28 protein-coding genes, 1 pseudogene and 1 riboswitch are annotated in these 25,673 nt (G+C 62.1%); of the genes and pseudogenes, 10 read left to right on the plus strand and 19 right to left on the minus strand.

Annotated elements, in window-relative coordinates:
- Together clsB and HA46_RS16870 are read left to right on the plus strand one after the other, a co-directional pair.
- The coding region (gene clsB / locus HA46_RS16865; RefSeq protein WP_143807655.1) for a cardiolipin synthase ClsB at window positions 1–664 on the plus strand (664 nt) is incomplete at its 5' end.
- On the plus strand, window positions 664–1,632 hold the full coding sequence (locus HA46_RS16870; protein WP_084885555.1) for a lysylphosphatidylglycerol synthase domain-containing protein: 969 nt from the start codon (window positions 664–666) through the stop codon (window positions 1,630–1,632). The genes clsB and HA46_RS16870, both read left to right, overlap by 1 nt.
- A 50-nt stretch (window positions 1,633–1,682) precedes the next feature.
- Here the strand turns inward: HA46_RS16870 and HA46_RS16875 are convergent, their stop codons facing one another.
- Both HA46_RS16875 and HA46_RS16880 read right to left on the minus strand, forming a co-directional pair.
- Window positions 1,683–2,390: a Bax inhibitor-1/YccA family protein gene (locus tag HA46_RS16875; RefSeq protein WP_033789095.1), complete on the minus strand. Its 708-nt coding sequence runs from the start codon at window positions 2,388–2,390 to the stop codon at window positions 1,683–1,685.
- 92 nt (window positions 2,391–2,482) lie between these two features.
- Complete coding sequence (locus HA46_RS16880; RefSeq protein WP_033789093.1) at window positions 2,483–3,577, minus strand: DUF1615 domain-containing protein; 1,095 nt, start codon at window positions 3,575–3,577, stop codon at window positions 2,483–2,485.
- Between the two features lie 150 nt (window positions 3,578–3,727).
- Here HA46_RS16880 and HA46_RS16885 point away from each other — a divergent pair, with 150 nt between their 5' ends.
- Window positions 3,728–4,513 (plus strand): OBAP family protein, encoded by a 786-nt coding sequence (locus HA46_RS16885; RefSeq protein ID WP_033789092.1) that lies wholly within the window; start codon window positions 3,728–3,730, stop codon window positions 4,511–4,513.
- Here the strand turns inward: HA46_RS16885 and moaE are convergent.
- The 5 genes from moaE to moaA all read right to left on the minus strand — a co-directional run bounded on the left by moaE (window position 4,510) and on the right by moaA (window position 7,194).
- Window positions 4,510–4,962, minus strand: a complete 453-nt coding sequence (gene moaE / locus HA46_RS16890; RefSeq protein ID WP_033789090.1) for a molybdopterin synthase catalytic subunit MoaE — start codon at window positions 4,960–4,962, stop codon at window positions 4,510–4,512. The genes HA46_RS16885 and moaE overlap by 4 nt on opposite strands.
- Before the next feature lies 1 nt (window position 4,963).
- Window positions 4,964–5,209: a molybdopterin synthase sulfur carrier subunit gene (gene moaD, locus HA46_RS16895; RefSeq protein ID WP_084885557.1), complete on the minus strand. Its 246-nt coding sequence runs from the start codon at window positions 5,207–5,209 to the stop codon at window positions 4,964–4,966.
- Window positions 5,202–5,672, minus strand: coding sequence for a cyclic pyranopterin monophosphate synthase MoaC (moaC, locus tag HA46_RS16900; RefSeq protein ID WP_084885561.1), 471 nt, complete (start codon window positions 5,670–5,672; stop codon window positions 5,202–5,204). Before moaC ends, moaD begins: the two co-directional genes overlap by 8 nt.
- Before the next feature lie 3 nt (window positions 5,673–5,675).
- Window positions 5,676–6,191 (minus strand): molybdenum cofactor biosynthesis protein B, encoded by a 516-nt coding sequence (gene moaB / locus HA46_RS16905; protein WP_084885564.1) that lies wholly within the window; start codon window positions 6,189–6,191, stop codon window positions 5,676–5,678.
- Between the two features lie 16 nt (window positions 6,192–6,207).
- Complete coding sequence (gene moaA / locus HA46_RS16910; protein WP_084885566.1) at window positions 6,208–7,194, minus strand: GTP 3',8-cyclase MoaA; 987 nt, start codon at window positions 7,192–7,194, stop codon at window positions 6,208–6,210.
- Window positions 7,184–7,318, minus strand: a riboswitch (molybdenum cofactor riboswitch). (Overlaps the previous gene by 11 nt.)
- A gap of 179 nt (window positions 7,319–7,497) precedes the next feature.
- On the opposite strand from moaA, the gene HA46_RS16915 reads away from it, so the two are divergent.
- A complete protein-coding gene (locus HA46_RS16915) occupies window positions 7,498–8,403 on the plus strand; it encodes a gluconeogenesis factor YvcK family protein (protein ID WP_033789084.1) in 906 nt (301 codons plus the stop codon).
- Window positions 8,404–8,407: 4 nt separating this feature from the next.
- On the opposite strand, the gene uvrB is transcribed toward HA46_RS16915, so the two are convergent.
- Window positions 8,408–10,429 carry an excinuclease ABC subunit UvrB gene (gene uvrB, locus HA46_RS16920; RefSeq protein WP_033789083.1) on the minus strand — a complete coding sequence of 674 codons (2,022 nt, stop codon included), beginning with the start codon at window positions 10,427–10,429 and terminating at the stop codon, window positions 8,408–8,410.
- An 889-nt stretch (window positions 10,430–11,318) separates the two neighbouring features.
- Here uvrB and HA46_RS16925 point away from each other — a divergent pair.
- On the plus strand, window positions 11,319–12,041 hold the full coding sequence (locus tag HA46_RS16925; RefSeq protein ID WP_033789082.1) for an ABC transporter ATP-binding protein: 723 nt from the start codon (window positions 11,319–11,321) through the stop codon (window positions 12,039–12,041).
- 3 nt (window positions 12,042–12,044) lie between these two features.
- Here HA46_RS16925 and bioD read toward each other — a convergent pair whose 3' ends face one another.
- Genes bioD through bioB form a run of 4 tightly spaced genes read right to left on the minus strand, consistent with a single transcriptional unit; the run spans window position 12,045 to window position 15,619 of the window.
- Window positions 12,045–12,713, minus strand: coding sequence for a dethiobiotin synthase (bioD, locus tag HA46_RS16930; RefSeq protein ID WP_084885569.1), 669 nt, complete (start codon window positions 12,711–12,713; stop codon window positions 12,045–12,047).
- Window positions 12,710–13,465: a malonyl-ACP O-methyltransferase BioC gene (bioC, locus tag HA46_RS16935; RefSeq protein WP_033789078.1), complete on the minus strand. Its 756-nt coding sequence runs from the start codon at window positions 13,463–13,465 to the stop codon at window positions 12,710–12,712. The genes bioD and bioC overlap by 4 nt, the downstream gene beginning before the upstream one ends.
- The gene (gene bioF / locus HA46_RS16940; RefSeq protein ID WP_084885573.1) at window positions 13,449–14,588 is read right to left on the minus strand and encodes an 8-amino-7-oxononanoate synthase; all 1,140 of its coding nucleotides are present in this window, start codon (window positions 14,586–14,588) and stop codon (window positions 13,449–13,451) included. Before bioF ends, bioC begins: the two co-directional genes overlap by 17 nt.
- Entirely contained in the window at window positions 14,588–15,619 is a 1,032-nt protein-coding gene (gene bioB, locus HA46_RS16945; protein ID WP_033789074.1) for a biotin synthase BioB, read from the minus strand. Before bioB ends, bioF begins: the two co-directional genes overlap by 1 nt.
- An 87-nt stretch (window positions 15,620–15,706) precedes the next feature.
- On the opposite strand from bioB, the gene bioA reads away from it, so the two are divergent.
- Window positions 15,707–16,999 (plus strand): adenosylmethionine--8-amino-7-oxononanoate transaminase, encoded by a 1,293-nt coding sequence (gene bioA, locus HA46_RS16950; protein WP_033789072.1) that lies wholly within the window; start codon window positions 15,707–15,709, stop codon window positions 16,997–16,999.
- 86 nt (window positions 17,000–17,085) lie between these two features.
- On the plus strand, window positions 17,086–17,562 hold the full coding sequence (locus HA46_RS16955; protein WP_084885575.1) for a kinase inhibitor: 477 nt from the start codon (window positions 17,086–17,088) through the stop codon (window positions 17,560–17,562).
- Window positions 17,563–17,641: 79 nt separating this feature from the next.
- On the opposite strand, the gene HA46_RS21370 is transcribed toward HA46_RS16955, so the two are convergent.
- From HA46_RS21370 to pgl, 3 genes and pseudogenes are all read right to left on the minus strand, one after another.
- Window positions 17,642–17,806: a hypothetical protein gene (locus HA46_RS21370; protein WP_244277534.1), complete on the minus strand. Its 165-nt coding sequence runs from the start codon at window positions 17,804–17,806 to the stop codon at window positions 17,642–17,644.
- 61 nt (window positions 17,807–17,867) lie between these two features.
- Window positions 17,868–18,071 (minus strand): annotated as a pseudogene (locus HA46_RS21375) (Rpn family recombination-promoting nuclease/putative transposase); the annotation flags it as partial.
- Window positions 18,072–18,204: 133 nt separating this feature from the next.
- Entirely contained in the window at window positions 18,205–19,203 is a 999-nt protein-coding gene (gene pgl / locus HA46_RS16965) for a 6-phosphogluconolactonase (RefSeq protein WP_033789065.1), read from the minus strand.
- 158 nt (window positions 19,204–19,361) lie between these two features.
- Here pgl and HA46_RS16970 point away from each other — a divergent pair, with 158 nt between their 5' ends.
- A complete protein-coding gene (locus tag HA46_RS16970) occupies window positions 19,362–20,180 on the plus strand; it encodes a pyridoxal phosphatase (RefSeq protein ID WP_084885578.1) in 819 nt (272 codons plus the stop codon).
- Here HA46_RS16970 and modC read toward each other — a convergent pair whose 3' ends face one another.
- The 4 genes from modC to HA46_RS16990 form a co-directional block, all read right to left on the minus strand.
- Window positions 20,181–21,239 (minus strand): molybdenum ABC transporter ATP-binding protein ModC, encoded by a 1,059-nt coding sequence (gene modC / locus HA46_RS16975; RefSeq protein ID WP_084885581.1) that lies wholly within the window; start codon window positions 21,237–21,239, stop codon window positions 20,181–20,183.
- The gene (gene modB, locus HA46_RS16980; protein ID WP_084885583.1) at window positions 21,239–21,928 is read right to left on the minus strand and encodes a molybdate ABC transporter permease subunit; all 690 of its coding nucleotides are present in this window, start codon (window positions 21,926–21,928) and stop codon (window positions 21,239–21,241) included. Before modB ends, modC begins: the two co-directional genes overlap by 1 nt.
- Entirely contained in the window at window positions 21,925–22,698 is a 774-nt protein-coding gene (gene modA / locus HA46_RS16985; protein WP_084885586.1) for a molybdate ABC transporter substrate-binding protein, read from the minus strand. The genes modB and modA overlap by 4 nt, the downstream gene beginning before the upstream one ends.
- 134 nt (window positions 22,699–22,832) lie before the next feature.
- Window positions 22,833–22,985, minus strand: a complete 153-nt coding sequence (locus HA46_RS16990; RefSeq protein ID WP_033751635.1) for an AcrZ family multidrug efflux pump-associated protein — start codon at window positions 22,983–22,985, stop codon at window positions 22,833–22,835.
- A 134-nt stretch (window positions 22,986–23,119) separates the two neighbouring features.
- Here HA46_RS16990 and modE point away from each other — a divergent pair, with 134 nt between their 5' ends.
- Window positions 23,120–23,902, plus strand: a complete 783-nt coding sequence (gene modE / locus HA46_RS16995; RefSeq protein WP_033789058.1) for a molybdenum-dependent transcriptional regulator — start codon at window positions 23,120–23,122, stop codon at window positions 23,900–23,902.
- Window positions 23,903–23,978: 76 nt separating this feature from the next.
- Window positions 23,979–25,451, plus strand: coding sequence for a molybdate ABC transporter ATP-binding protein ModF (gene modF / locus HA46_RS17000; RefSeq protein ID WP_084885588.1), 1,473 nt, complete (start codon window positions 23,979–23,981; stop codon window positions 25,449–25,451).
- Window positions 25,452–25,673: the final 222 nt, after the last annotated feature.

Genomic DNA, 25,673 nt, shown 5'->3' on the forward strand with positions numbered 1-25,673 from the left:
GGTGCTGTTCGTCTATCGCGACAACGACGACCACCGCGACGATATTGAAAAGCACTATCTCGATATGCTGCGCACCGCGAAAGAGGATGTGATTATCGCCAACGCCTACTTTTTCCCGGGCTACCGCCTGCTGCGCGAGATGCGCAGCGCGGCGCAGCGCGGCGTGCGGGTCAGGCTGATCGTGCAGGGCGAACCGGATATGCCGATCGTTAAAGTTGGCGCTGAACTGCTCTATAACTATCTGGTGGATGCCGGCGTCGAAGTCTACGAATATATCCGCCGTCCGCTGCACGGCAAGGTGGCGGTGCAGGATCGCCAGTGGGCCACCGTCGGCTCCAGCAACCTCGACCCGCTGAGCCTGTCGCTCAACCTCGAAGCCAATCTGATTATCTACGATCGCGACTTTAACCAGACGCTGCGCGATAACCTGGAGCAGCTGCTGGCGAAAGACTGCCAGCGCGTGCAGGAAGATCGCCTGCCGCCGCGCAACTGGTGGCAGCTGACCAAAAGCGTGGTGGTGTTTCACTTCTTACGCCATTTCCCGGCTATCGCCGGCTGGCTGCCCGCGCACACGCCGCTGATTGCGCAGGTCGATCCGCCGGTTCAGCCGGAAATGGAAACGCAGGACCGTGTCGAAACAGACAATCAAGGGGCGAAATCCTGATGGCGGAAAAACATCCAAAGTGGAAGCTGGCGAAGAAGTTGCTGACCTGGCTCTTTTTCATCGCGGTAATTGTGCTGCTGGTGGTCTACGCCCGCAAAGTTAACTGGGAAGATGTCTACAACGTTATCGTCAACTATAACCGCCTGGCGGTGCTGAGCGCGGTCGCGCTGGTGATCGTCAGCTACCTGACCTATGGCTGCTATGACCTGATCGGCCGCGCCTACTGCGGCCATAAGCTGGCGAAGCGACAGGTGATGCTGGTGTCGTTTATCTGCTACGCCTTCAACCTGACGTTAAGCACCTGGGTCGGCGGCGTGGCAATGCGCTACCGGCTCTATTCGCGGCTGGGGCTGGACAGCGCGACCATCACGCGTATTTTCTCGCTCAGCATCGCCACCAACTGGCTCGGCTATATCCTGCTGGCGGGCGTAGTGTTCAGCGCGGGCATGGTGCCGATTCCCGGCGGCTGGTTTATCGGCGAGACCACGCTGCGCATTATCGGCGTGGCGCTGCTGGCGGTGGTGGCGGTCTTCCTCTGGGCCTGCGCCTTTTCAAAGCGCCGCAAATGGACCATCCGGCGTCAGACGCTGCAGCTGCCGTCGCTGCGCATGGCGCTGTTTCAGTTCGCGGTCTCCTCCGCCAACTGGCTGGTGATGGGGGCGATTATCTGGCTGCTGCTGGCGCGGCAGGTGGATTACCCTATCGTGCTCGGCGTGCTGCTAATCAGCAGCATTGCGGGGGTGATTATTCATATTCCAGCCGGGATCGGCGTGCTGGAGGCGGTGTTCCTGGCGCTGCTGAGCGGACAACACGCCTCACACGGCACCATTATCGCGGCGCTGCTCGCCTATCGCGTGCTCTACTTTATTCTGCCGCTGCTGCTGGCGCTGGTACTCTATCTGATGCTGGAGAGTCGCGCGAAGCATCTGCGCGCGAAGAATGAACAGAAATTGCAGAAGAGCGCGTAGTACGCAAGGGCGCCATCCCGGCCTGGCTGGCGGGATGGCGCCCCGGTTCCTTAGCGACGGTTGCCGAAGATACGCAGCAGCAGCAGGAACAGGTTGATAAAGTCGAGATAGAGCTTCAGGGCGCCCATAATCGAATAGCGGCGCAGCGACTCGCGGTCGCGCACGTCGATCTGCTCGCCCATCTGGCGCAGCTGTTGGGTGTCATAGGCGGTCAGCCCCACGAACACCACCACGCCGATATAGGTAATCGCCCACATCAGCGCCGGGCTCTTCAGCCAGAAGTTCACCAGCGACGCCAGCAAAATGCCGATCAGCGCCATAAACAGCAGGCTGCCGAAGCGGCTCAGATCGCGTTTGGTGGTGTAGCCGTAAAAGCTCATGGCGCCGAACATCCCCGCCGTCACAAAGAAGGTGCTGGCGATCGAGGTGTAGGTATAGGCGAGGAAAATGCTGGCCATCGTCAGGCCGGTCAGCACCGAATAGAGCATAAACAGCCCGGTCGCCACCGCGCCGCTCAGGCGATGCACCATGCCGGAGAGCACGAACACCACCGCCAGCTGGGCGATAATCAGACCGAAGAAAGTCATGCGGTTGGAAAAGATAAAGAACATGATGCGCTCGTTGCCCGCCGCATACCAGGAGACGAAGGCGGTGAGCAGCAGCCCGCAGGTCATCCAGCCGTAAACCTGCGCCATAAAAACCTGCAACCCGCTTGTCGCGGGCTGCACCAGAGAATCATTGCGTGGATATCGATCCATGATGCACCTCATGTGAGTGAAAAGGCGTCGGCAAGCCGACGGACATGCCTAATTGTGGCACAGCATGGCTCAACTGCCCCACAATGCGCGCCTCAGCGGCGCGATAAACATTGCTGATAGCGGCTGTCGACGCGCTGCGCAAACCAGGCCGTGGTGAGATTGCGGGTGATTTTCGGGCTCTCCAGCTTAATGCCCGGCAGCATCTCGCGCGGCAGCGGGCGGCCGGCCATCTTGTCCGCCAGCGCGAAGACCTGCTTCCACAGCGTGCTGTCGCTGAAGCTCGCCTGCTCTCCTTTCTCCAAGTCGCGACGAATGGCGCTCTCGCTCATGTCGATCTGCTTCGCCAGCGTGCGCACCGCCAGCTCGGTGGCGCCCGCGTTGTCGGAGCCATAGAGGATCAGATCGCCGTCCAGCGCCAGCTTCATGCCGGTCGCGCGCGCCACTGCCGCCTGAAAAGCGGCGTTGCGGCTGGCGTACCAGCCCGCGTTAAAGTCGGCGAAGCGGTAGATCGGCTTGCTGTAGTCCGCCGGATAGCCAAGCAGATGCATAATGCCGAAGTACATGCCGCCGTGGCGGGTAAAGACCTCGCGGCGGATCGATCCGTCGACTGGCCAGGGATAGCCTTTGGCGTGCGCCTCGGCGAAGCTGATGCTGACCTGCATCGGGCCGCCGGTATGAATCGGATTCAGGTTGCCGAACAGCTTCTGCCCCATCGGCACCATATCAATAAAATCGTCGAAAATGGCGCTCAGCTCTTTTTCGCTGCGCACTTTGTCGAGCCGCGCCGCATAACTTTCGCCGTTAGAGGATTTAATCATCAGCGCGGTGCGCACCAGGAACGCCGGCACATGCACCTTTGCCGCGCGGCGGTCGATCTCGCCCCAGGCGATTTTCGGCAGACCGGGCACCGCCGCCTCGGCGCTGAAGTTCGACTCCTGATCCGCGACGGCGATAGCGGCGCACAGATTGCTGACGCTGGGGTCGATCTGCTGGGTGCGGAACGAGGTATAGATATCGGTGGCCCAGCCCGGTTTGTCGCTGACGTGGGCGGGCAGCAGACGCTGAATCTGCGCCTTGACGTCGGCCGGCTGACGCGCCGGCGCCTCGGGCGTTTTTTTAGTGCTGCACCCCGCCAGCACCAGCGCGGCGAGCAGCGAGAAACGTTTGAGCGATGCGGAAACTGACATAGCGGTCCTTGCAGGAAAACAAAACCCTTACCTTAGCACCGAAGCGCGGACAAACCATCAGACGAGGCGTAAATTCCCGCGTTGCCGTCGCGCTTGCGTATCGGCGTTTCTCAGCCAGGCTGAGGTTTTCTCGCGTAAAAGGAAATAGTTATGCAAAAACTCTGGCTCGGTGCCGCCATTGCCCTGCTGCTCAGCGGCTGCGGCGCGAATAATACGCCTGCGCAGGTCGCCTCGCCCGGCGCGCCCACCTCGGCAAAAATGAAAGCGCTCGCCACCGGCGCAGACCTGCTGCAGTCGCGTCCGCCCATCGAGGCGATTAATACCTATCTCGACGGCTTTCACTTCTATAACGGCGATCAGAATGGCCAGATGGAGGCGCACCACTACGTGACGGTGCTGAACGACGACGTGATGCAGGCGGTGATTTACGACGGCAATACCAAAGACGCGCGGCTGATGGGGGTGGAGTATATTATCAGCGCGCGGCTCTATCAGACCCTGCCGCCGGAAGAGAAAAAGCTGTGGCACAGCCACGACTTTGAGGTTAAATCGGGCACGCTGATTGCCCCGGGCCTGCCGCAGGCGGCGGACCACGCGCTGATGGCGCGCATCGCCAATACCTACGGCAAAACCTGGCACACCTGGCATACCGATCGCGACAAAACCCTGCCGATCGGCATTCCGGCGCTGATGATGGGCTTTACCGCCGACGGCCAGCTTGATAATCGCCTGCTGGCGGATCGCGACAAACGTTTTGATATCGACAGCCGCAAGCTGCGGGCGTCGCGCGCCGATATCGTCACCCAGCCGGTGGTGCCGGGCGCTAACGCCTGGCAGCGCGGCGAGGTGATCCAGCTAAAACGCGTCTCCGGCGGCGGCGAGCACGCTCACGGCCATACCCATTTCGGTCCGGCGGAGCAGCTCAGCAAGCCTTAATCCCAGCGCTGCGCGGCCTGATGGTCGCTGTCGCGGGCGTCGACCCAGCGATCGCCCTGGTCGGTGGCCTCGCGCTTCCAGAACGGGGCGCGGGTTTTCAGGTAGTCCATGATGAATTCCGCGGCGGCGAAGGCGCTGCCGCGGTGCGCGCTGGTGACGCCGACGAACACGATCTCATCGCCGGGAAAAAGCTCGCCGATGCGGTGGATCACGCTGACGCGCTGAAGCGGCCAGCGGCTACGCGCCTCGTCGACGATCTCGTGCAGCGCTTTTTCCGTCATTCCCGGATAGTGCTCAAGGGTCAGCGCGGCGACGCTGTCGCCCAGGTTGTGATTGCGCACCTTGCCGGTAAAGGTCACCACCGCGCCGTCAGCGTCAGAGGCGGAGAGCCAGGCGTACTCGTCGGCCATGCTGAAGGGCGCCGAACCGACGCGTATCTGCGTAACCATCTCAGCCTCCCGTGACCGGCGGAAAAAAGGCCACTTCGTCGCCTGCCTTCAGGGGATGCGACATCGGCACCAGCGTCTGATTTACGGCGGCCAGCAGTTTGCCTGAGTCGAGCGCCAGCGCCCAGCGATCGCCCTTTTGCGCCAGCGCGTCGCGCAGCGTCGCCACGTCGGGAAAATCAGCAGGCATCTCCAGCGCGCTGGTGCCCACCAGCTCGCGCACCTGCGCGAAAAACAGCACGTTAATCATGGGACACCGCCTGGAAATCGCCGGACTTGCCGCCGCTTTTGCTCAGCAGGCGCAGCTGGTCGATAACGATATCTTTCTGCACCGCTTTGCACATGTCGTAGATGGTCAGAGCCGCCACCGACGCCGCGGTCAGCGCTTCCATTTCGACGCCGGTTTTGCCGCTCAGGCGACAAAGCGAGGTGATGCGTACGCGCTGATGTTCCGGCTCGGCCACCAGGTTGACTTCGACCTTGCTCAGCATCAGCGGATGGCAGAGCGGGATGAGCTCCCAGGTGCGCTTGGCGGCCTGAATGCCGGCGATGCGCGCCGTGGCGAAGACGTCGCCTTTATGGTGGCTGCCGTCGACGATCATCTGCAGCGTCTCGGCGGCCATCAGCACCAGCGCCTCGCGCACCGTTTCCGCCTTGGCGGAGACGTCGACCATATGGGCTTCGCCCGCGGCGTTAATATGTGTCAGTTGCATGGCTTACAGCTTCTTTAAGTGTGAAACGAAATTACAGGGGCCGGTGCGGGCGTCGATCTGGTCGGCGATAATGCGCTCCCAGGCGCTCTCGCAGGCGCTGGTGGAACCCGGCACCGCGAAGATCAGCGTGCCGTTGGCGATGCCGGCCAGGGCGCGCGACTGCAGCGTCGAGCCGCCGATATCCTCCCAGGAGAACATACGGAACAGCTCGCCGAAGCCCTCTATTTTGCGATCGAACAGCGGCTCAATCGCCTCTGGCGTGATGTTTTTCGCGTTGAACCCCGTACCGCCGTTGATTACCACCACCTGCACATCCAGGCTGGCTATCCAGCGTGACACGATGGCGCGAATGCGGTAGCGATCTTCGCCGACGATGGCGTGATCGACCACCACGTGGCCGGCTTCGTGCGCCGCAGCGCGCAGATAGTCGCCGGAGGTGTCGCTGCTGGCGTCGCGTCGATCGGAAACGGTCAGCACCGCCAGGTTGACCGGAATAAATTCACCCGTAGATTTGCCCATTGACTCGCTCCTGAGATTAACCGCCGATGAAGGAAAGGTTCTGCGTGATGCCGGTATTGCCCTGATGCAGGAAGTGCGTCTGCTTCTTCGCGCCCAGGCTGTGCGCGATGCGCGCCTGCAGCTCCGCCTGCTGCGCGTCGGAAACCAGCAGATCGCGCAGCGGCACGCCGCTGTCGCCGAACAGGCAAAGGTGCAGATTGCCGTGCGCCGAGACGCGCAGACGGTTGCAGCTGGCGCAAAAATCGCGCGAATAGGGCATAATCAGGCCGATCTCGCCGACGTAATCAGGATGGTAAAAGACCTGCGCCGGGCCGTCGCTGCGGCCGCGCTCGCGGCGCTGCCAGCCCTGGGCGATCAGCCGATCGCGGATCACCGCGCCTGAAACGTGCTGGTCGCGGAACAGCGCGCCGCCCTCGCCCGTCTCCATCAGCTCGATAAACCGCAGCTGAATCGGGCGCGTGCGGATCCAGTCGAGAAAGGTTTGCAGGCTGCGGCTGTTGAGGTCTCGCATCAGCACGCTGTTGACTTTGACCTGCTGGAAGCCCGCGTCGAAGGCGGCGTCGATGCCCGCCATCACCTGATGGAATTTGTCCTGTCCGGTAATGGCGTGGAACTGGCGCGCGTCGAGACTGTCTACGCTGACGTTCAGCGCGGTGAGCCCGGCAGCGCGCCAGGCGGCGACGTCGCGCGCCAGCCGATAGCCGTTGGTGGTAACGGCGATCTGCCGAATGGCGCGGTTTTCCCGCACGGCGGCGATAATGTCGGTAAAATCGCGACGCAGCGACGGCTCGCCGCCGGTCAGACGCACTTTTTCAGTGCCGGCCGCGGCGAAGGCGCGCGTGACGCGTCGAATTTCATCGAGCGAGAGAAAGCTTTTGTTGCTCACGCCCTGCGGCTTATAGCCGTCGGGCAGGCAGTAGGTGCAGCGGAAGTTACAGACATCCGTCACCGAGAGACGCAGGTAATAAAACCGACGTGCAAATGCATCAGTAAATTGTGACACCAGAACACCTTTTCCAAATACGGGAGATGCAGGCATTTCTTTCTGCACCCTGGCAGCGCGTCGGCTGCGGCCTGAACCCCCTATCATTTGACTTAGGCGTTCAGGCTTTGAGTGTATGTCGCCCACATGGACGACATGGTTGGCAAATGGTAGCGCGAATTTTACCGCTCTGCCAGCCACTACGTGCGCTATATATATTGATACATAACGTTTTTTCGCCGCATTTTCGCGGCAGTAAAGTTAACATGGCCCGCTGAAAAGAACGCCGTTACGGTAAGTCGGCAGCGGGTGTAAAGAGGAAATATGAACCGAACTTTGGCAGACCTCGATCGCGTGGTGGCGCTGGGCGGCGGACACGGCCTGGGGCGCGTGATGTCCGCCCTGTCGCCGCTGGGCTCGCGCCTGACCGGCATTGTCACCACCACCGATAACGGCGGCTCTACCGGACGCATTCGCCGTTCCGAAGGCGGCATCGCCTGGGGCGACATGCGTAACTGCATTAACCAGCTGATTACTGAGCCGAGCGTCGCGTCGGCGATGTTCGAGTATCGCTTCGCCGGCAACGGCGAGCTCTCCGGCCACAACCTGGGCAACCTGATGCTGAAGGCGCTGGATCACCTCAGCGTCAGGCCGCTGGAGGCGATCAATATCATTCGCAACCTGCTCAAGGTCGACGCCTTCCTGATCCCGATGTCGGAGCAGCCGGTCGATCTGGTGGCGTTAGACAGCGAAGGCAACATGGTTTACGGCGAAACCGATATCGACGCCATGACACAGCCGCCGCAGGAGCTGATGCTGCACCCGAACGTGGCGCCGACCCGCGAGGCGCTGGAAGCGATTGCCGAAGCGGACCTTATTTTGATCGGACCGGGCAGCTTTTACACCAGCCTGATGCCGAGCCTCTTAATGGAGGAGATGGCGCGCGCGCTGCGCCGTACGCCCGCCACCATGGTGTTTATCGGCAATCTGGGACGCGAGCTGAGCCCAGCCGCCGCCAGCCTGACGGTGGCGGATAAGCTGGCCATGATGGAGAAATATATCGGCAAACGGGTGATTGACGCGGTGGTGGTCAGCCCGGCCGCCGATACCGCCGGCGTGGAAAACCGCCTGATCGTGCGCGAGCCGCTGGAGGCCGCCGATATTCCCTATCGTCACGACCGCCAGCTGCTGCGCCTGGCGCTGGAACACGCCATTCAGCGGTTTAGCTAAGCCGCTACGAGGCGGCGATAAAGAGTTCGCGCAGCTGATGCAGCTTGTCGCGCACGTTCGCCGCCTCTTCGAACTCCAGGTTCTGCGCGTGCTGCTGCATCTGCGACTCCAGCTCGTGGATCTTCTTCTGCAGCGCCTGCGGCGTCAGCGCCAGATAGCTGGCATCCGCCTCGGCGGCGCCGCGGCTGTTGGCTTTAGCCTTGCCGCGCGTCTTGACGACGTTCTGCCCCAGCTCGAGGATATCGGTGATCTTCTTGTTGAGCCCCTGCGGCACAATGCCTCTTTCCTCGTTGTACTTCTGCTGCTTCTCGCGACGGCGTTCAGTCTCTTCGATGGCGCGCGCCATGGAGTTGGTGATCTTGTCGGCGTAGAGGATCGCTTTGCCGTTGACGTTACGCGCAGCGCGCCCGATGGTCTGGATCAGGGAGCGTTCAGAGCGCAGGAAGCCCTCTTTGTCCGCATCGAGGATCGCCACCAGCGACACTTCCGGCATATCCAGCCCTTCGCGCAGCAGGTTGATCCCCACCAGCACGTCGAACTCGCCAAGACGCAGATCGCGGATGATCTCCATACGCTCGACGGTATCGATATCTGAGTGTAGATAGCGCACCTTCTCGCCGTGCTCTTCGAGATACTCGGTGAGATCTTCCGCCATACGCTTGGTCAGCGTCGTCACCAGCACGCGCTCGTTGATGGTGACGCGTTTGCGGATCTCCGACAGCAGATCGTCCACCTGCGTCGCCACCGGACGCACCTCCAGCAGCGGATCGAGCAGGCCGGTCGGACGCACCACCTGATCGATTACCTCGCCGCCCGACTTCTCCAGTTCGTAGTTGCCCGGCGTCGCCGAAACGTAGATAGTCTGCGGCGCCAGCGCCTCAAACTCTTCAAATTTCATCGGGCGGTTATCGAGCGCGGAAGGCAGGCGGAAGCCATACTCCACCAGCGTCTCTTTACGCGCGCGGTCGCCCTTATACATCCCGCCAATTTGCGGAATGGTGACGTGCGATTCATCCACAATCAGCAGGCCGTCGGCGGGCAGGTAGTCGAACAGCGTCGGCGGCGGCTGGCCCGGCCCGCGCCCGGAGAGGTAGCGCGAGTAGTTTTCAATGCCCGAGCAGTAGCCCAGCTCGTTCATCATCTCCAGATCGAACTGGGTGCGCTGCGTCAGGCGCTGCTCTTCCAGCAGCTTGTTGTTCTCCAGCAGCACCCGACGGCGATCCGCCAGCTCGACTTTGATATCTTCCATCGCCTGCAGAATACGTTCGCGCGGCGTCACGTAGTGCGTTTTCGGATAGATGGTAAAGCGCGGCACGGTAGAAAGGATCTGACCGGTAAGCGGATCGAACAGCGACAGCCGCTCGACCTCTTCGTCGAACAGCTCGACGCGCAGCGCGGTATCTTCCGACTCCGCCGGGAAAATATCGATCACTTCGCCGCGCACGCGGAAGGTGCCGCGCTGGAACGCCTGGTCGTTGCGCGCATACTGCAGCTCCGCCAGACGGCGCAGAATGCTGCGCTGGTCGATAAGCATGCCGCGCGTCAGGTGCAGCATCATTTTCAGATAGAGATCGGGATCGCCCAGGCCGTAAATCGCGGAAACTGACGCCACCACGATAACGTCGCGACGCTCCAGCAGCGCCTTGGTGGCCGAAAGACGCATCTGCTCGATATGTTCGTTTACCGAGGCGTCTTTTTCGATAAAGGTGTCGGAGCTCGGCACATAGGCTTCGGGCTGGTAGTAGTCGTAATAGGAAACGAAGAACTCCACCGCGTTGTCGGGGAAGAACTCTTTCATCTCGCCGTAGAGCTGCGCCGCCAGCGTTTTGTTGGGCGCCAGCACCATCGCAGGCCGGTTGAGATCGGCGATGACGTTGGCGACGGTAAAGGTCTTGCCGGAGCCGGTTACGCCGAGCAGCGTCTGATGGGCAAGACCATCCTCCAGCCCCTCTTTGAGGCGACGAATCGCCTCAGGCTGGTCGCCGGAGGGCTGGAAGGCGGAATTTAGTTTAAAGACTTTACTCATGAGATGCGGTTCCTGCTGAAGAATGCGGCGGCTAGCCGAGTCATTTTACTCTGCCGTGGCGATTTTGCCAGAAAATAATACTGGATAAATTACCAGTAACGCGGCACAGTGAGACGCTGGCGCGGCGCGGTCTCTCGCTCGCTGTAACAACGCGACAACATTTTCGCCGTTGCGCAAGGTTATCCCCAGCCGGAGTGGATTTATAACATTTGTCAAGAGAGCGTCATTAAATTTCAGCTCTGTTACGCAGCGGAAAATTCGCAGGCTTGTTTTTTAATAACTACCTGATTTGTAAAATAATAAGGTAAAAGCCCAGTTTCTCAGCATTATGTAACCAGGCCGCGTATTTCCTCGCTTGCGCTCTGTTTTCACTGTCTAATGCACAAGGTTATCCACAGGAATGGTGGATAACTAAAGGCAGCCCTTTCGCCATCAGCTGTGCATAATTTTTTGTGCTTAAGCCAGCCGCGTGAAAAAAAAATTTTTCCGCTTAAATTCCTGCCGGAAACGTGGCGGTTAACTATGCTTTTTCAGCCCGCCGCTGAATTTTCGTCCAGCCGCGACCGCTTTTAAGACCAGTTAAATTCAACAAGCTGCCGTGCCGCAGCCCGGCTGCACCAGAAACGTCAAGTCATCAGCACCGTGAAAGTGCAGCGCCCTGATTACCCGTAGCAATTGTTAAGCATTTTTCATCTTTTACAGGCTAATTACGCCCTGCTGGCGCTTCCTGGCCTGTAAGGTGATCCTGGCCCGGTAATTGCAGCATTTAACGCGAGGGTTGAGGAAAGTAAGGCAAGGCGACATTCGCGCTACCGCCACCGTTGAAGACTTGTTTGCCAGACGTCAAAGAGCGGAAGCATTCAGGCAAGATCTGCAAGAGGAGAGTCAGATGCTGAGTTTACGTTCGGTGAATCAGTTTTACGGACAGAACCATATCCTGTGGGATGTGGATCTCGACCTGCCGCCCGGCACCTGCACCGGCGTGCTGGGCCGTCCGGGCATGGGCAAAACCACGCTGGTGAACTGCATCATGGGTCGCCTGCCGATTAACAGCGGGTCGATGACCTGGCAGGAAGATGGCTCGCCGCCGCGCGATCTGCTGCTGCAGCCGGCCGAACAGCGCGCGCGCATGGGAATCGGCTATGTGCCGCAGGGCCGCCATATCTTCTCGCAGATGAGCGTAGAGGATAACCTGCTGATCGCCCTGCTGGCGGGCAGCGGACAGAGCGACAAACCGCACGTCATCCCCGAGATGGTGTTCGATCTGTTTCCAGCGCTCTATTCCCTGCGACAGCAGCGCAGCGGCGAACTGCCCATAGACCAGCAGCAGCAGCTGGCGCTCGCGCGCGCGCTGGTGCTGCGGCCCAGATTGCTGATCCTCGACGAACCGACCGACGGCATGTCGCCCTGGCTGGAAGAGGAGATGGGCAACCTGATCCGTCGCCTGAATCTCGACTACGGCCTGACCGTGCTGCTGCTGGAGCAGCGCGTCTCCCTGATCCGCCGCGTCGCCGACTACTTTTTGCTGCTGCATCGCGGTCGCAACGTCGCGCAGGGTCGCGTGGCGCAGCTGGACGATCTCACCATCAATAAGTGGCTAACGGTGAACTGAACGCTAGCAGGGCAGCGTTATAAAGCGGCCGCAATCCGCCTGCGCCGCCGCATCGGGCAGCCAGGGAATTTCGCCGAGAAACGGCGCGGGAATGCGCTGTTTCAGCGTCGCCATATAGGCCTGATGCCGCTTGCCCGGCGGCTCGATATCGTTGGCGATCCAGCCCGCCAGCCGCAGGCCGCGCGCCTGCACCGCATCGGCGGTCAGCATGGCGTGGTTGATGCAGCCCAGTTTGACCCCGACCACCAGGATTACCGGAAGCTGCTCCTGCGCGACCCAGTCGGCAAAGGTGTGCGTCTCCGACAGCGGCGTGTACCAGCCGCCGGCGCCCTCTACCAGCACCCAATCCGCCTGCGCCTCCAGCGCGCGCAGCCCCTGTGAAAGCATTTCAAACGCGATCGGCCTGCCCTCTTCCGCGCTGACGATATGCGGCGCCGTCGGCTCGATAAACGCCAGCGGATTAACCTGCTCATAGCGCAGTTCCAGGCTGCTGTAGCGCTGCAGCGCCAGCGCATCGCCGTTGCGCGCCCCCTCCGGCGTCACGTCGCAGCCGGAGGCGACCGGCTTATAGCCGGCGGTGCGATAGCCCGCCGCGCCCGCCGCCTGCAGCAGCGCGCCGCTGGCGACGGTTTTGCCCACCTCGGTGTCGGTGCCGGTAATAAACCATTTCATCGTTGCGTGACTCCAAAAAGCAGTTGATAAGTCAGACGGCAGCCCTGCGCATCGCGCGGCCACAGCGCCTCAAGCTGGGCCAGCCGCTGCCGCGTCAGCGGCGCGCCGTCCCGGCCCTGGTGCAGATGGGTGGCGCCGATGCCCTTCAGCGATCGCATTGCGCTCAGGGCGTTGGGAAAATGCATCACCTGCGTCTGATGGATGAAGCGAAGGTTGAGCCCGGCGCCCGCCGCGCGCACCTGCTCCTCGGTTAAAAAGCGATTGGCGTGCTCGCCAGGCCCCAGCGACCGCCAGGCGGCGTGGACCTCGTGCAGCGAACCGGCCAGCAGCGTCGAGAAGAGCATGACGCCATCGGGACGCAGCACGCGGGCGAACTGTTGCAGCGCGGTGCGCAAGTCGCTGCTCCACTGCACCGCCAGATTGCTCCAGACGCAATCGACGCTCCGGCTCGCCAGCGGCAAGGCGTCGATGTCGCCCGCCAGATAGCCGCTCGCCGCGTCGAGGCTGCGCGCCTGCCGCAGCATCTGCGGCGAGAGATCGAGCGCCACGACGCGCTGCCCGCGCTGTTGCCAGAGGCGGCTGTACCAGCCGGTGCCGCAGCCCGCGTCGAGCAGATCGCCATCGGCCAGAGGCGGCGCCAGCGCCAGCAGCGCGTCGCCGCAGCGCCGCTGCAGTTCGGCGTGCTGTTCGTAGTGGCCTGCCGCGCGGCCGAAGGCGCGCGCCACCGCGGCTTTATTAACCGGCAGCGTCATGCAGCGCCTCCAGCAGTGCGTCGATATCCTCCGCCCGGTGCGCGGCAGTCAGGGTAATGCGCAGCCGCGCGGTGCCGGGCGGCACGGTCGGCGGCCGGATGGCGCTGACCCAGCAGCCCGCCTGCGCCAGCCGCTGCGACAGCGCCAGCGCGGCGCCGTTTTCGCCGACGATCAGCGGCTGGATTGCGCTTTCCGAAGGCATCAGCGCCCAGGGCAAGCCCGCCGCGCCGCGGCGAAAGCGCTGAATATTGTCGCGGAGCCGCTGACGCAGCGCGTCGCCGCCCTGAATCTCATGCAGCGCCGCCAGCAGCGCGCTCGCCTGGGCGGGCGGCATCGCCGTCGAGTAGATGAGGTGGCGCGAGAACTGCAGAAAATAGTCGGCGGTAGCGTCGTCGCACAGCAGCGCCGCGCCGCTGACGCCAAAGGCTTTTCCAAAGGTCACCACCAGCAGCTCCGGCTTCACGCCCTGCTGCCAGCAGCTGCCGCGTCCCTGCTCGCCCACCACGCCGATGCCGTGGGCGTCGTCCACCAGCAGCCAGCCGCCGGCGCGGCGGGATGCGGCGGCGATCGCCTCCAGCGGCGCGCTATCGCCGTCCATGCTGAAGATCCCTTCGGTGATCACCAGCGTTTCGCCATCGCACGGCGACGCCAGCCGCTGGGTCAGGCTCTCGACGTCGTTATGGTGAAAGCGGCGCAGCGCGGCGGGCGTATGGCCCGCCGCATCGAGCAGCGACGCGTGCGCCAGCTTATCGGCGATAATGCGATCCTGCTTCTGCGCCAGCAGATGCACGATCGCCTGATTGGCGGCGAAGCCGGAGATAAACAGCAGCGCGCGCGAGTAGCCGAGCCAGTCGGCGAGCTGCGCCTCCAGTTCGGCGTGGCGTTCGCTGTAGCCCGTGACGTGTCCCGACGCGCCAGCGCCCGGCGCGCCCTGACGCCAGCCGGCGATCACCGTCGGATGCCGGCTCAGGCCGAGATAGTCGTTGCTGGAGAAGTGAAGGTATCTCTTTCCCTCTGCCTGCAGCGTGCGGGTATCGTTGCGCGCGATGAGCCGGCGCTGCCGCCAGCCGTCAGCGGCGCGGCGCGTCTCCAGCGCCTCCGCCATACGCGTGGAGAAGCTCATCACAGCGCCGCGTTGTAGAACTGTTCGGTGTCGGCGTGGAACAGCTGCTCGCTCAGCTGCTGCTGCTGTTCGTTATCGCCGTGCGCGGTATGAGTATGTTCAGGGTTGAGGCCCAGCTTGCGGAACAGCAGCAGGTCTTTATCCTCTTCCGGGTTCGGCGTGGTGAGCAGCTTGCAGCCGTAGAAAATCGAGTTGGCGCCCGCCATAAAGCACATCGCCTGGGTCTGCTCGCTCATCTGCTCGCGGCCCGCCGAGAGACGCACGTGCGAGGTCGGCATCATGATGCGCGCCACGGCGATAGTCCGGATAAAGTCAAACGGCTCGACGTCGTCGTTATCCGCCAGCGGCGTGCCCTTGACCTTCACCAGCATATTGATCGGCACGCTCTCCGGCGGCGTCGGCAGGTTCGCCAGCTGCACCAGCAGCCCGGCGCGATCGCTTACGGTTTCGCCCAGCCCGACGATGCCGCCCGAGCAGACTTTGATGCCGGCATCGCGCACTTTGCCAAGCGTATCCAGCCGCTCCTGATAGCTGCGGGTGGTGATGATGCTGCCGTAAAACTCCGGCGAGGTGTCGAGGTTATGGTTGTAAAAATCGAGCCCGGCGCCCGCCAGGCGCTGCGCCTGCCGCTCGCTTAGCGTGCCGAGCGTCATGCAGGTTTCCATTCCCAGCGCCTTCACGCCCTGCACCATCTGCTCAAGGTAAGGCATATCGCGGTCGTTGGGGTTTTTCCACGCCGCCCCCATGCAGAAACGGCTCGAGCCCGCCGCTTTCGCTTTACGCGCCGACGCCAGCACCTCCTGCACCTCCATCAGCCGTTCGGACTCCAGCCCGGTTTTGTAGCGGGCGCTTTGCGGGCAGTATTTGCAGTCCTCCGGGCAGGCGCCGGTTTTGATCGACAGCAGCGTGCTGACCTGAACCTGACGCGGGTCGAAATGCTGGCGGTGAACCTGCTGCGCCTCAAACATCAGCTCAAGAAAGGGTTTATCAAACAGCGCCTGCGCCTGCGCCAGAGTCCAGTGTTGTGCCATTGCCTACTCCAAAAAAAGGGTGTCATCCCGACAGTTAACGTGGTTATACTTGTAAACTAAATCTTTTTATTTTGGTTTACAACTATCATGTTTACCCCACAGGACGCTGAATTTGATCGCCAGCATATCTGGCATCCCTATACCTCGATGCGCGATCCGCTGCCCTGCTACCCGGTTGTCGCGGCGCAGGGCACGCAGCTGCAACTGGCGGACGGCCGCGAACTGGTGGACGGCATGTCCTCCTGGTGGGCGGCGATCCACGGCTACAACCATCCCCGGCTGAACAGGGCGATGCAGGATCAGATGGCGCAGATGTCGCATGTGATGTTCGGCGGTATTACCCATCCTGCGGCGGTGGCGCTTTGCCGCCAGCTGTTGGCGATGACGCCCGCCGCGCTGGAGTGCGTCTTCCTCGCCGATTCCGGCTCGGTCGCGGTGGAAGTGGCGATGAAAATGGCGATGCAGTACTGGCTGGGCCGCGGTGAAACGCGCCAGCAGTTTCTTACGCTAGCGCGCGGCTATCACGGCGACACCTTTGCAGCGATGTCGGTATGCGATCCCGATAACTCGATGCACAGCCTGTGGCGCGGCTATTTGCCGGAGCACCACTTCGCCGCCGCCCCGCAGTGCCGCTTTGACGATATCTGGGACGAGCGCGACGCGGATGACTTTGTTCGCCTGATCGAACTGCACCACGCCAGGCTGGCGGCAGTGATACTCGAGCCGATCGTACAGGGCGCGGGCGGCATGCGCTTCTATCATCCGCGCTATCTGCAGCGGGTGCGCGAGTGCTGCGATCGCTATGATGTGCTGCTGATCGCCGACGAAATCGCCACCGGCTTCGGCCGCAGCGGCAAGCTTTTCGCCTGCGAGCATGCCGAGGTGACGCCCGATATTCTCTGCGTCGGCAAGGCGCTGACCGGCGGCATGATGACGCTGGCGGCAACTCTCGCCACGCGCCGCGTCGCCGACGGCATCAGCGACAGTCCGGCGGGCTGTTTTATGCACGGGCCGACCTTTATGGGCAACCCGCTGGCGTGCGCCGTAGCCGCAGAGAGCCTCGCCCTGCTTAACGAAGGCCACTGGCCGCAGCAGGTGGCGCGCATTGAACGGCAGCTGCGCGATGAGCTGATGCCGCTGCGCGCCGCGCCGCAGGTGGCGGATGTGCGCGTGCTGGGCGCTATCGGCGTGGTTGAGACGCGCCGTCCGGTAAATATGGCCGCGCTGCAGCGCTTTTTCGTCGAGCGCGGCGTCTGGATCCGTCCGTTTGGCCGCCTGATATACCTGATGCCGCCCTATATCATTACGCCGCAGGCGCTACGCCAGCTGACCGAGGCGATTGCCGAGGCGGTGACGCGGGAGGCGCACTTTAGCGCCTGATCGTCGCTAACGGCTGGAACCGCCTCTTTTTTTCGCTAAGATGGAAAGCGTTGATACTGAAGGTTTATAACAACCGAGGAGAGAAGATGCGCGTTTTCAGCAATGATTTTAACGACGGCGACAAGATGCCGGAGCGCCAGGTGTTTAACGGCATGGGCTATCAGGGCGACAACATCTCCCCGCACCTGGCGTGGGACGATGCGCCGGAAGGCACTAAAAGCTTCGTCGTAACCTGTTACGATCCCGATGCGCCGACCGGTTCCGGCTGGTGGCACTGGGTGGTGGTGAATATTCCCGCCAGCACCCAACTGCTGGAGCAAGGCGCCGGTTCCGGCCTGGCGATGCTGCCGCCGGGGGCGCTGCAGACGCGCACCGATTTCGGCAAAGCCGGCTACGGCGGCGCGGCGCCGCCGCAGGGCGAAAGCCATCGCTATATTTTTACCGTGCATGCGCTGGATGTCGAGACGATCGAGGTGGACGCCGAAGCGAGCGGCGCAATGGTCGGATTTAACGTGCATTTCCATGCGCTGGCGAGCGCCAGCATTACGGTGAACTATTCGTAACGGAGCCTGAAGGCGGCGCGCGATAAGCGGCGCCGCTACGCCAGGGATCAGTGACGGATTTGCGCCAGCTCCGCCTCGCTCAGGCCGGTCGCTCCTGGACTGACTCGCTGGCCATGCCCATCTCCAGCAAGCGTCGAGCGACTTCAAGCTTGCCCTCGTTGCGGCCCGCCTGACGACCAGGCTGAATACCTTTTTCAATCCCTTTTTCGATACCTTTCTGTTCAAGCTGTTCTGCAATGGTCATCAATTCCTCCTGCTGCTGCGGCATTCGCTGTGCCAGCGCGTGAACAAAAGCTTTGGCGTCTACTGTAGAGCACGTCGCTGACATAGTGTCGCAGATCGTCCTCAATAAACGAGCCGGACTCCAGCTTTAGCGTGCTGAGATCGCAGACGGCGCGCAGTTCAGGCGGAAGGTGGATCAACATAAAATCGCGGGCAATTTCCGGCTGGGCGAGAAACTGCCGGAACGCAGCGTCGTGCGGGGTGGGCATGCGGTTTTTCTTCTTCATCGTTCCTGACTCCAAAAAAACAATCCGCCTATCCTGTCACAGCCTGAAGGGGTCGATATTGATTCTGCCGCGGCGTCCTGCCATTTAGCTAAAGGCGCGCGGGGGCCGGCCCCGCTGCGCCTGAGGTCTCTTCTTAATCGAGCGGGTGGATCACCACCCACATCGGTCCCTGGCCCACCGCGTAGCGCGCCAGCGGGGTCAGCAAGCCTTGCGGCTCGCTGATGCGGTACACCTCGATATGGTGCGATTTCTGACCAGCCGCCACCAGATAACGCCCGCTGTGATCGATATTGAAGCCGCGCGGCTGGGTTTCCGTCGGCTGATAGCCCTCAATAGAGAGCAGGCCGCCATCTTCGCTGACGCTGAACACCGTAATAGTGCTGCTGGTGCGATCGCAGGCGTAAAGGAAGCGGCCGTTGGGGGTAAGATGGATATCCGCCGCCCAGCGCGTTTCGCTAAAGCCCGGCGGCATCATGTCCAGCGACTGCACGCGCTCAACTTCGCCGCGCGCGTTGCTCAGCGCCCAGACGTCCACGGTGCTGTCGAGTTCGTTGACGCAGTAGGCGTAGCTGCCGTTGGGATGAAACGCCATATGACGCGGACCGGCGCCCTCTACCGTGTTGACCTGCGCCTGCGCGCGCGGCGCCAGCGTGCCGTCGGCGCTCAGGGAATAAAGGCAGATGCGATCCTGCTTCAGCGCCGGAACGAACAGCGTCTGGTTGGCGTTGTCGATATTGGCGGAGTGGCAGCCGTCCAGCTCGCGGATCACCTGCGACGGCGCCTGCGGCAGGCCGTCATCGCCAATCGGGCTGACGCTGACGCAGGCGTCGTTATAGGAGCCGCAAAACAGATAGTTGCCGGCGCGATCGGTGGAAATATGGGTCGGACTGCCCGGCAGCGGTGCTTCGCCCGCTTCGCTCAGGGTGCCGTCGGCGGCAATGCGGAACGCCAGCACGCGGAAGTTCGGGCGCACGCCGACGTAGAGAAAATCTTTCTTCGGGCTGACCACCATCGGCTGAACCTGGCCGGAGACGTCCGTCACCTGCAACAGCGAAAGTGCGCCCTCTTCATCTAACCGCCACGCGTGGATCTGCTGGCTCTCGGGACTGGCGGTATAAACGACTTGTTTCATGCATTCTCCTTGTTCGCAGCCTGTCAGTTTTTATCTGTGGCTCACTGTAGCCTGTTTTGCCACGGTGCGCCGGAATCATTTGTGCCCTGCTTTTTGTCTCAGGCCCGCGCCCGGGTGTAGACTCGATGCCTCTTTAATCCTTTCACACGGAATAAGCCATGAGCTATCGCGTAATCGCCCTCGACCTTGACGGCACCCTGCTGACGCCCGCGAAAACCATTCTGCACCAGTCTATCGAGGCGCTGAAGCGCGCCCGTCAGGCTGGCGTCAAGGTGGCTATCGTCACCGGCCGTCACCACTGCGCCATCCACCCTTTTTATCAGGCGCTGGAACTCGATACACCCGCAATCTGCTGCAACGGCACCTATTTGTATGATTATCAGGCAAAAAAGGTGCTGGCTGCCGATCCGCTGGATAAGGAGCAGGCGCTGCGCGTGATTGAGATGCTGGATGAGCAGCAGATTCACGGCCTGCTCTACGTCGACGATGCGATGCTCTATCAGACGCCTACCGGCCACGTAATACGCACGCTGAAATGGGCGGAATCGCTGCCGCCGCATCAGCGTCCGCTGTTTGTTCAGGTGCCGGACCTGGCGCAGGCGGCGCGCGACGCGCAGGCGATCTGGAAGTTCGCGCTTTCCCATGAAAACACTGCCGAACTGCAGCAGTTTGCGACGCGTGTGGAAGCGGAGCTGGGACTGGCGTGCGAATGGTCGTGGCACGATCAGGTGGATATCGCGCAGCGCGGCAACAGCAAAGGCAAGCGGCTGGCGGAATGGGTCGCCTCGCTGGGCTTCTCGATGCAGGAGGTGATCGCCTTCGGCGACAACTATAACGATCTCAGCATGCTGGAAGCCGTCGGGCTGGGCGTGGCGATGGGCAACGCCGACGAGGCGATCAAGGCGCGCGCGAAGCAGGTGATCGGCACCAACCTTGAGCCGGGCATCGCCGAGGTGATCGCGCAGCAGCTGCTGTAATCAGGCGGCAACCGATACGCTTTTAATCTGGGCATAGAGCCACTGATCTGGCCGAATGCCCAGCTCATCCCGCGCCCAGGGCGAAATGCGCGCCCAGAGTTCGCTGACGCCAATGCGCAGACGCACCTCGACCTGATCCCCCACCTCCAGCAGCTCCACCACCTGCGCCGGAAGGATATTGCGTATCGAACTGAGCTGCGGCGGCTGCAGCGCCAGCGAGACGTCCGCCGAGGCGATGCGGATACGCAGCGGGGTTTTCACCGGATAGTCAACCCGGCTCACCCAGATATGCTGGTCGCCGAGCGACAGCGCGCTCATGGGATAGTCGGGATGATGTTCCAGCACCTGCACGCGCAGCACGCTGGTCAGCTCGCTTACCGGCAGCCAGGGCCGCATCGCGCTGCTGCTCCAGACTTTTTCCTGCGGGCCGAAAGCCTTAACGCCGCCGCGATCGAGCACCAGCACGTTTTCCGCCAGCTGCAAAATTTCATCGAGACTGTGGGTGACGTAGAGCACCGGGATCTCGACCTGTTTCGCCAGCTTCTGCAGATAGGGCATCAGCTCGCGCTTGCGCGGCAGATCGAGCGAAGCGAGCGGCTCGTCCATCAGCAGAATATCGGGGGCGCTCAGCAGCGCGCGGCCAATGGCGACGCGCTGCTTTTCACCGCCGGAGAGCGACAGCGGAAAGCGATCCAGCAGCGTTTCCAGCCCCAGCAGCGCCACCAGCGCGTCGAACTGCCCTTTCATCGCGGGCGACATGCCGTAGCGCAGATTGCCGCGCACGCGATAGTGCGGAAACAGCCGCGCATCCTGAAACACATAGCCGACGCGGCGCTTTTCCGGCGGCAGCACCACGCTCTTTTCGACGTCGAGCAGCACACGGCCGTTCAGCGTGATGACGCCGCGCTGCGGCTGCGTCAGCCCGCTGATGGCGTTGATCAGCGACGTCTTGCCTGCGCCCGAGACGCCGAATACCGCGGTAATTCCTTTCGCCGGGATCTGCGCGTCGATATCAAGCTGGTGATCCCCCAGCCGCTGCGAAAAGTTCAGCGTCAGCATCAGGCGCCCATCCTTTTACGGCCCCAGCGCGCCAGCCATTCGGAGATCAGCAGCGACAGCAGCGCCAGCGCGATGGCGATAGCGCACAGCCGCGCCGCCGCGCCCTCTGCGCCCGGCGTTTCAATCAGGGTAAACATCGCCAGCGGCAGCGTGCGCGTCTCCTGCGGAATATTGGAGACGAAAGTAATAGTCGCGCCGAACTCGCCCAGCGAGCGGGCGAAGGCCAGCACGGTACCGACGATAATGCCGGGCAGCGTCAGCGGCAGCGTGATGGTGAAAAAGACGCGCCAGCGCCCGGCGCCGAGCGTGCGCGCCGCCTGCTCCAGCCGCATATCCACCGCCTCCAGCGCCAGCCGGATGGCGCGCACCATCAGCGGAAAGGCGATAACCGCGGAGGCGAGCGCCGCGCCGCGCCAGCTAAAGGCGAAGCTAAAGCCGAACCAGTCGTAGAGATACTGGCCAATCACGCCGCGTCGGCCCAGACCGATCAGCAGCAGATAGCCCACCACCACCGGCGGCAGCACCAGCGGCAGATGAATAATGCTGTCGAGCAGCGATTTGCCTGGAAACCGGCAGCGCACCAGAATCCAGGCCGTAAGGATGCCAAACGGCAGGCTGAACAGCACCGCGATGCTGGAGACTTTCAGGCTAAGCACCACCGCCTGCCATTCGGGATCGCTGAGTATCATGCTTTCGGGGAGAATCCGTACTGTTTAAACACCGCGGCCGCTTCCGGCCCTTTCAGGTAGTCATAAAACGCCTTCACCGCAGCGCTGTTATGCGCTTTTACCACCGCCATCGGATATTCCACCGGCTTGTGGCTGGATGCCGGAAAAGTGCCGACAACCTGCACTTTATCGCTGGCTACCGCGTCCGACCCGTAGACGATACCGTAGGGCGTCTCCTTGCGCTCAACCAGCGCCAGCGCGGCGCGCACGTTATTGGCGCGCGCCAGCGACGGCGAAACCTGCTCCCAGGCGCCCAGCGCTTGCAGCGCTTCCTGCGCATAGATGCCGGCAGGCACGTGATCGGGATCGCCGACCGCCAGACGCTCGCCTTTCAAGAGGCTTTTCCAGTCGGTCTGTTGATTCAGCGTAACGGGCTTCGCGCTGTCGCCGCGTGGCGCCACCAGCACCAGTTCGTTGCCGAGCAGGGTCACGCGCGTGGCGTCCTCCATGCTCTTTTTCGCTACGGCGTCATCCATCCACTGCTGGTCCGCTGAGATAAAGAGATCGGCGGGCGCGCCCTGCTCAATCTGACGCGCCAGCGTAGAAGAGGAGGCGAACGACGACACCACATCTACGTCGGTTTTCTTTTTATACTGCGTCGCAATCTCCTGCAGCGCGTTGGTCAACGACGCGGCGGCGAAGACGGTGACTTTCTCAGCGGCGGCGGCCTGACCGGCCAGCGTGACGCTCAGCGCGGCGGCAAGTCCCCAGCGACAGGATCGAAATGACATGGGCATTCTCCAGTTATGCGTTGCGTAGGCAATGATACAACGCGCGCAGGACAGCGTGATAAAAATTATCGGCAGGAAACGGAGAAGGTTGAGCAGGCGCAATAAAAACGCCCGCTCGGGCGGGCGTCGGGGAATTAACGGGTAGAGCGTGAAGCGTGTTCGCGGCGGCCGAATTTCGAGATGACGTTGAACACCTCGCCCAGGCCATAAATCAGGCCCAGCATAATCGCCATCACCACCGGCACCATAATCACCGCTACAGCAAGGCTTTTTAACAGTTCCAGCATGGAAGTCTCACTCAGCAAAGCAAAAAAGTGATTGTAACGTCTGAGGAAAAAAACGCACTGCCCTTTTCGTGCTTTTACTTTTTACGCCGCTCCCCGCTATGATCGTTGCATTCACACGTTCTGGAGACGCCACTATGCAGGCTGAACTTTCCCTGTCCATCCGGCTGCAGCAGAAGCTGTTCGCCGATCCGCGCCGTATAGCGCTACTGAAACGCATCCGCGAAACCGGCTCCATCAGCCAGGGCGCGAAGCTGGCAGGCATCAGCTACAAAAGCGCCTGGGACGCGATCAATGAAATGAACCAGCTGGCTGACGACATTCTCGTCGAGCGCGCGACCGGCGGCAAAGGCGGCGGCGGCGCGCAGCTGACGCGCTACGGCGAGCGGCTTATCCAGCTGTTCCAGCTGCTGGAGCAGATTCAGCAAAAGGCGTTCGACGCGCTGCAAAACGACTCGGTGCCGCTCGACAGCCTGCTGGCGACGATCGCGCGCTTTTCCCTACAAACCAGCGCGCGCAACCAGCTGTTCGGCACCGTGGTGGCCCATGACCAACAGCATGTGGTGCGGCATCTTCAGGTACGGCTGGCCGACGGCGCCACGCAGCTTAACGTGGCGCTGACCGAGCGCAGCGTGGCGCGCCTGCAGCTTGAGGCGGGCAAAGAAGTGCTGGTGCTGATCAAAGCGCCATGGATTCAGGTCGGCCGCGAGGCGTCGCAGGCGGATAACCAGCTCAGCGCGCAGGTGAGCCAGATTGAACCCGGCGAGCAGATGAGCGAAGTGCTGATGACGCTGCCGAGCGGCGAAACGCTCTGTGCCACGCTCTCTAACCAGCAGGTGCAGCAGCAGAATCTGCAGCCTGGCGACGCCGTCACGGCAAGTTTTAATGCCGAACACGCGATTATCGCTACGCTGCTCTGACCTGCGCGCCGTGATTTGACTTCCCCGACAGCACTGGGTACAACCCGGTATTACAGTGCATAAAATGGAACGCATCATGGCATTATTGCAAATTTCGCAAGGCACGTTTCGTCTTAGCGACACCCGATTACTGAACCTGAACGATCTGCGACTAACGGGCGGCCAGAGCTGGGCTTTCGTCGGCGCCAACGGCAGCGGCAAATCGTCGCTGGCGCGCGCGCTGGCAGGCGAACTGGCGCCGGAAAAAGGCGACTTCGCCAGCCGGTTCGCGCGCCCGACGCGCCTGTCGCTCGAACAGCTGCAAAAGCTGGTCGCTGACGAATGGGAACGCAACAACACCGATCTGCTGAGCGAAGGCGAAACCGATACCGGCCGCACCGCGCTGGAGATTATCCAGGATGAGGTCCGGGACGAGGCGCGCGCGCAGGCGCTGGCGGAGCGGTTCGCCATTGGTTACCTGCTCAAGCGGCGCTTTAAATACCTCTCAACCGGCGAGACGCGCAAGGTGCTGCTCTGCCAGGCGCTGATGAAACAGCCCGATCTGCTGATCCTCGACGAGCCTTTCGACGGCCTTGACGTCGCCTCGCGCGCCAGCCTCACGGAGACGCTGGCGAACCTGCAACAGCCCGACGTTGCGCTGGTGCTGGTGCTCAATCGCTTTGACGACATCCCCGATTTTATTCAGCAGGTTGGCGTGCTGGCGGAGTGCACCCTGACCCACGTCGGCGCGCGCGACGCGATCCTGGCGGAAGCGCTGGTGGCGCAGCTGGCGCACAGCGAACGGCTGGAGGGCATGGCCCTGCCGGAGCCGGATGCCCCTGACCAGCTGCCGCCGCTGGCGCAGGTAACGCCGCGCGTCATCCTGCGCAACGGCATGGTCTGCTACAACGACAAAGCGGTGATCAACGGGCTGAACTGGCAGGTCAACGCCGGCGAACACTGGCAGATCGTCGGGCCTAACGGCGCCGGAAAATCGACGCTGCTGAGCCTGGTGACCGGCGATCATCCTCAGGGCTACAGCAACGATCTCTGGCTCTTCGGCACTAAACGCGGCAGCGGCGAAACCATCTGGGATATCAAACAGCATATCGGCTACGTCAGCAGCAGCCTGCATCTGGATTATCGCGTCAGCGTCAACGTGCGCACCGTGATCCTCTCCGGCTTCTTCGACTCCATCGGCCTCTATCAGGCAGCCTCGGAGCGGCAGAAGGCGCTGGCGCGGCAGTGGCTGGCGCTGCTCGGTATGGATAACGCGCTGGCCGACGCGCCGTTCCACAGCCTCTCCTGGGGCCAGCAGCGGCTGGTGCTGATCGCCCGCGCGCTGGTGAAGCATCCGGCGCTGCTGATCCTTGACGAACCGCTGCAGGGGCTGGATCCCATCAATCGCCAGCTGGTACGCCGCTTCGTCGATATCCTTATCGGCGAAGGCCGTACCCAGCTGCTGTTCGTTTCGCACCACGCCGAAGACGCGCCGCGCTGCATTACCCATCGACTCAGTTTTGTGCCTGCCGCCGAGGGCTACGCCTACCAGCAGGAAAGCCTGCGTTAATGCCTGCGACGCCGCCTGGCGGCGTCCGCTTACTCCCGCCCGCATTCCTCATGTAACCGCTACCATTGCTTAGCCCTTTTCAACTCATCATTCATACAGAAAAGGCTTTGAATAAGAATTTTCAGCTTGTGTAAACGATTCCATTTATCCAGACTTGATCACGCTTTACCGGGCGCTGATGTGCTACTTTTTAACCCTGCCTGTCTGGCTTTTTGACGTTAA

Source organism: Pantoea septica (genome assembly GCF_002095575.1).
GTDB lineage: Bacteria > Pseudomonadota > Gammaproteobacteria > Enterobacterales > Enterobacteriaceae > Pantoea > Pantoea septica.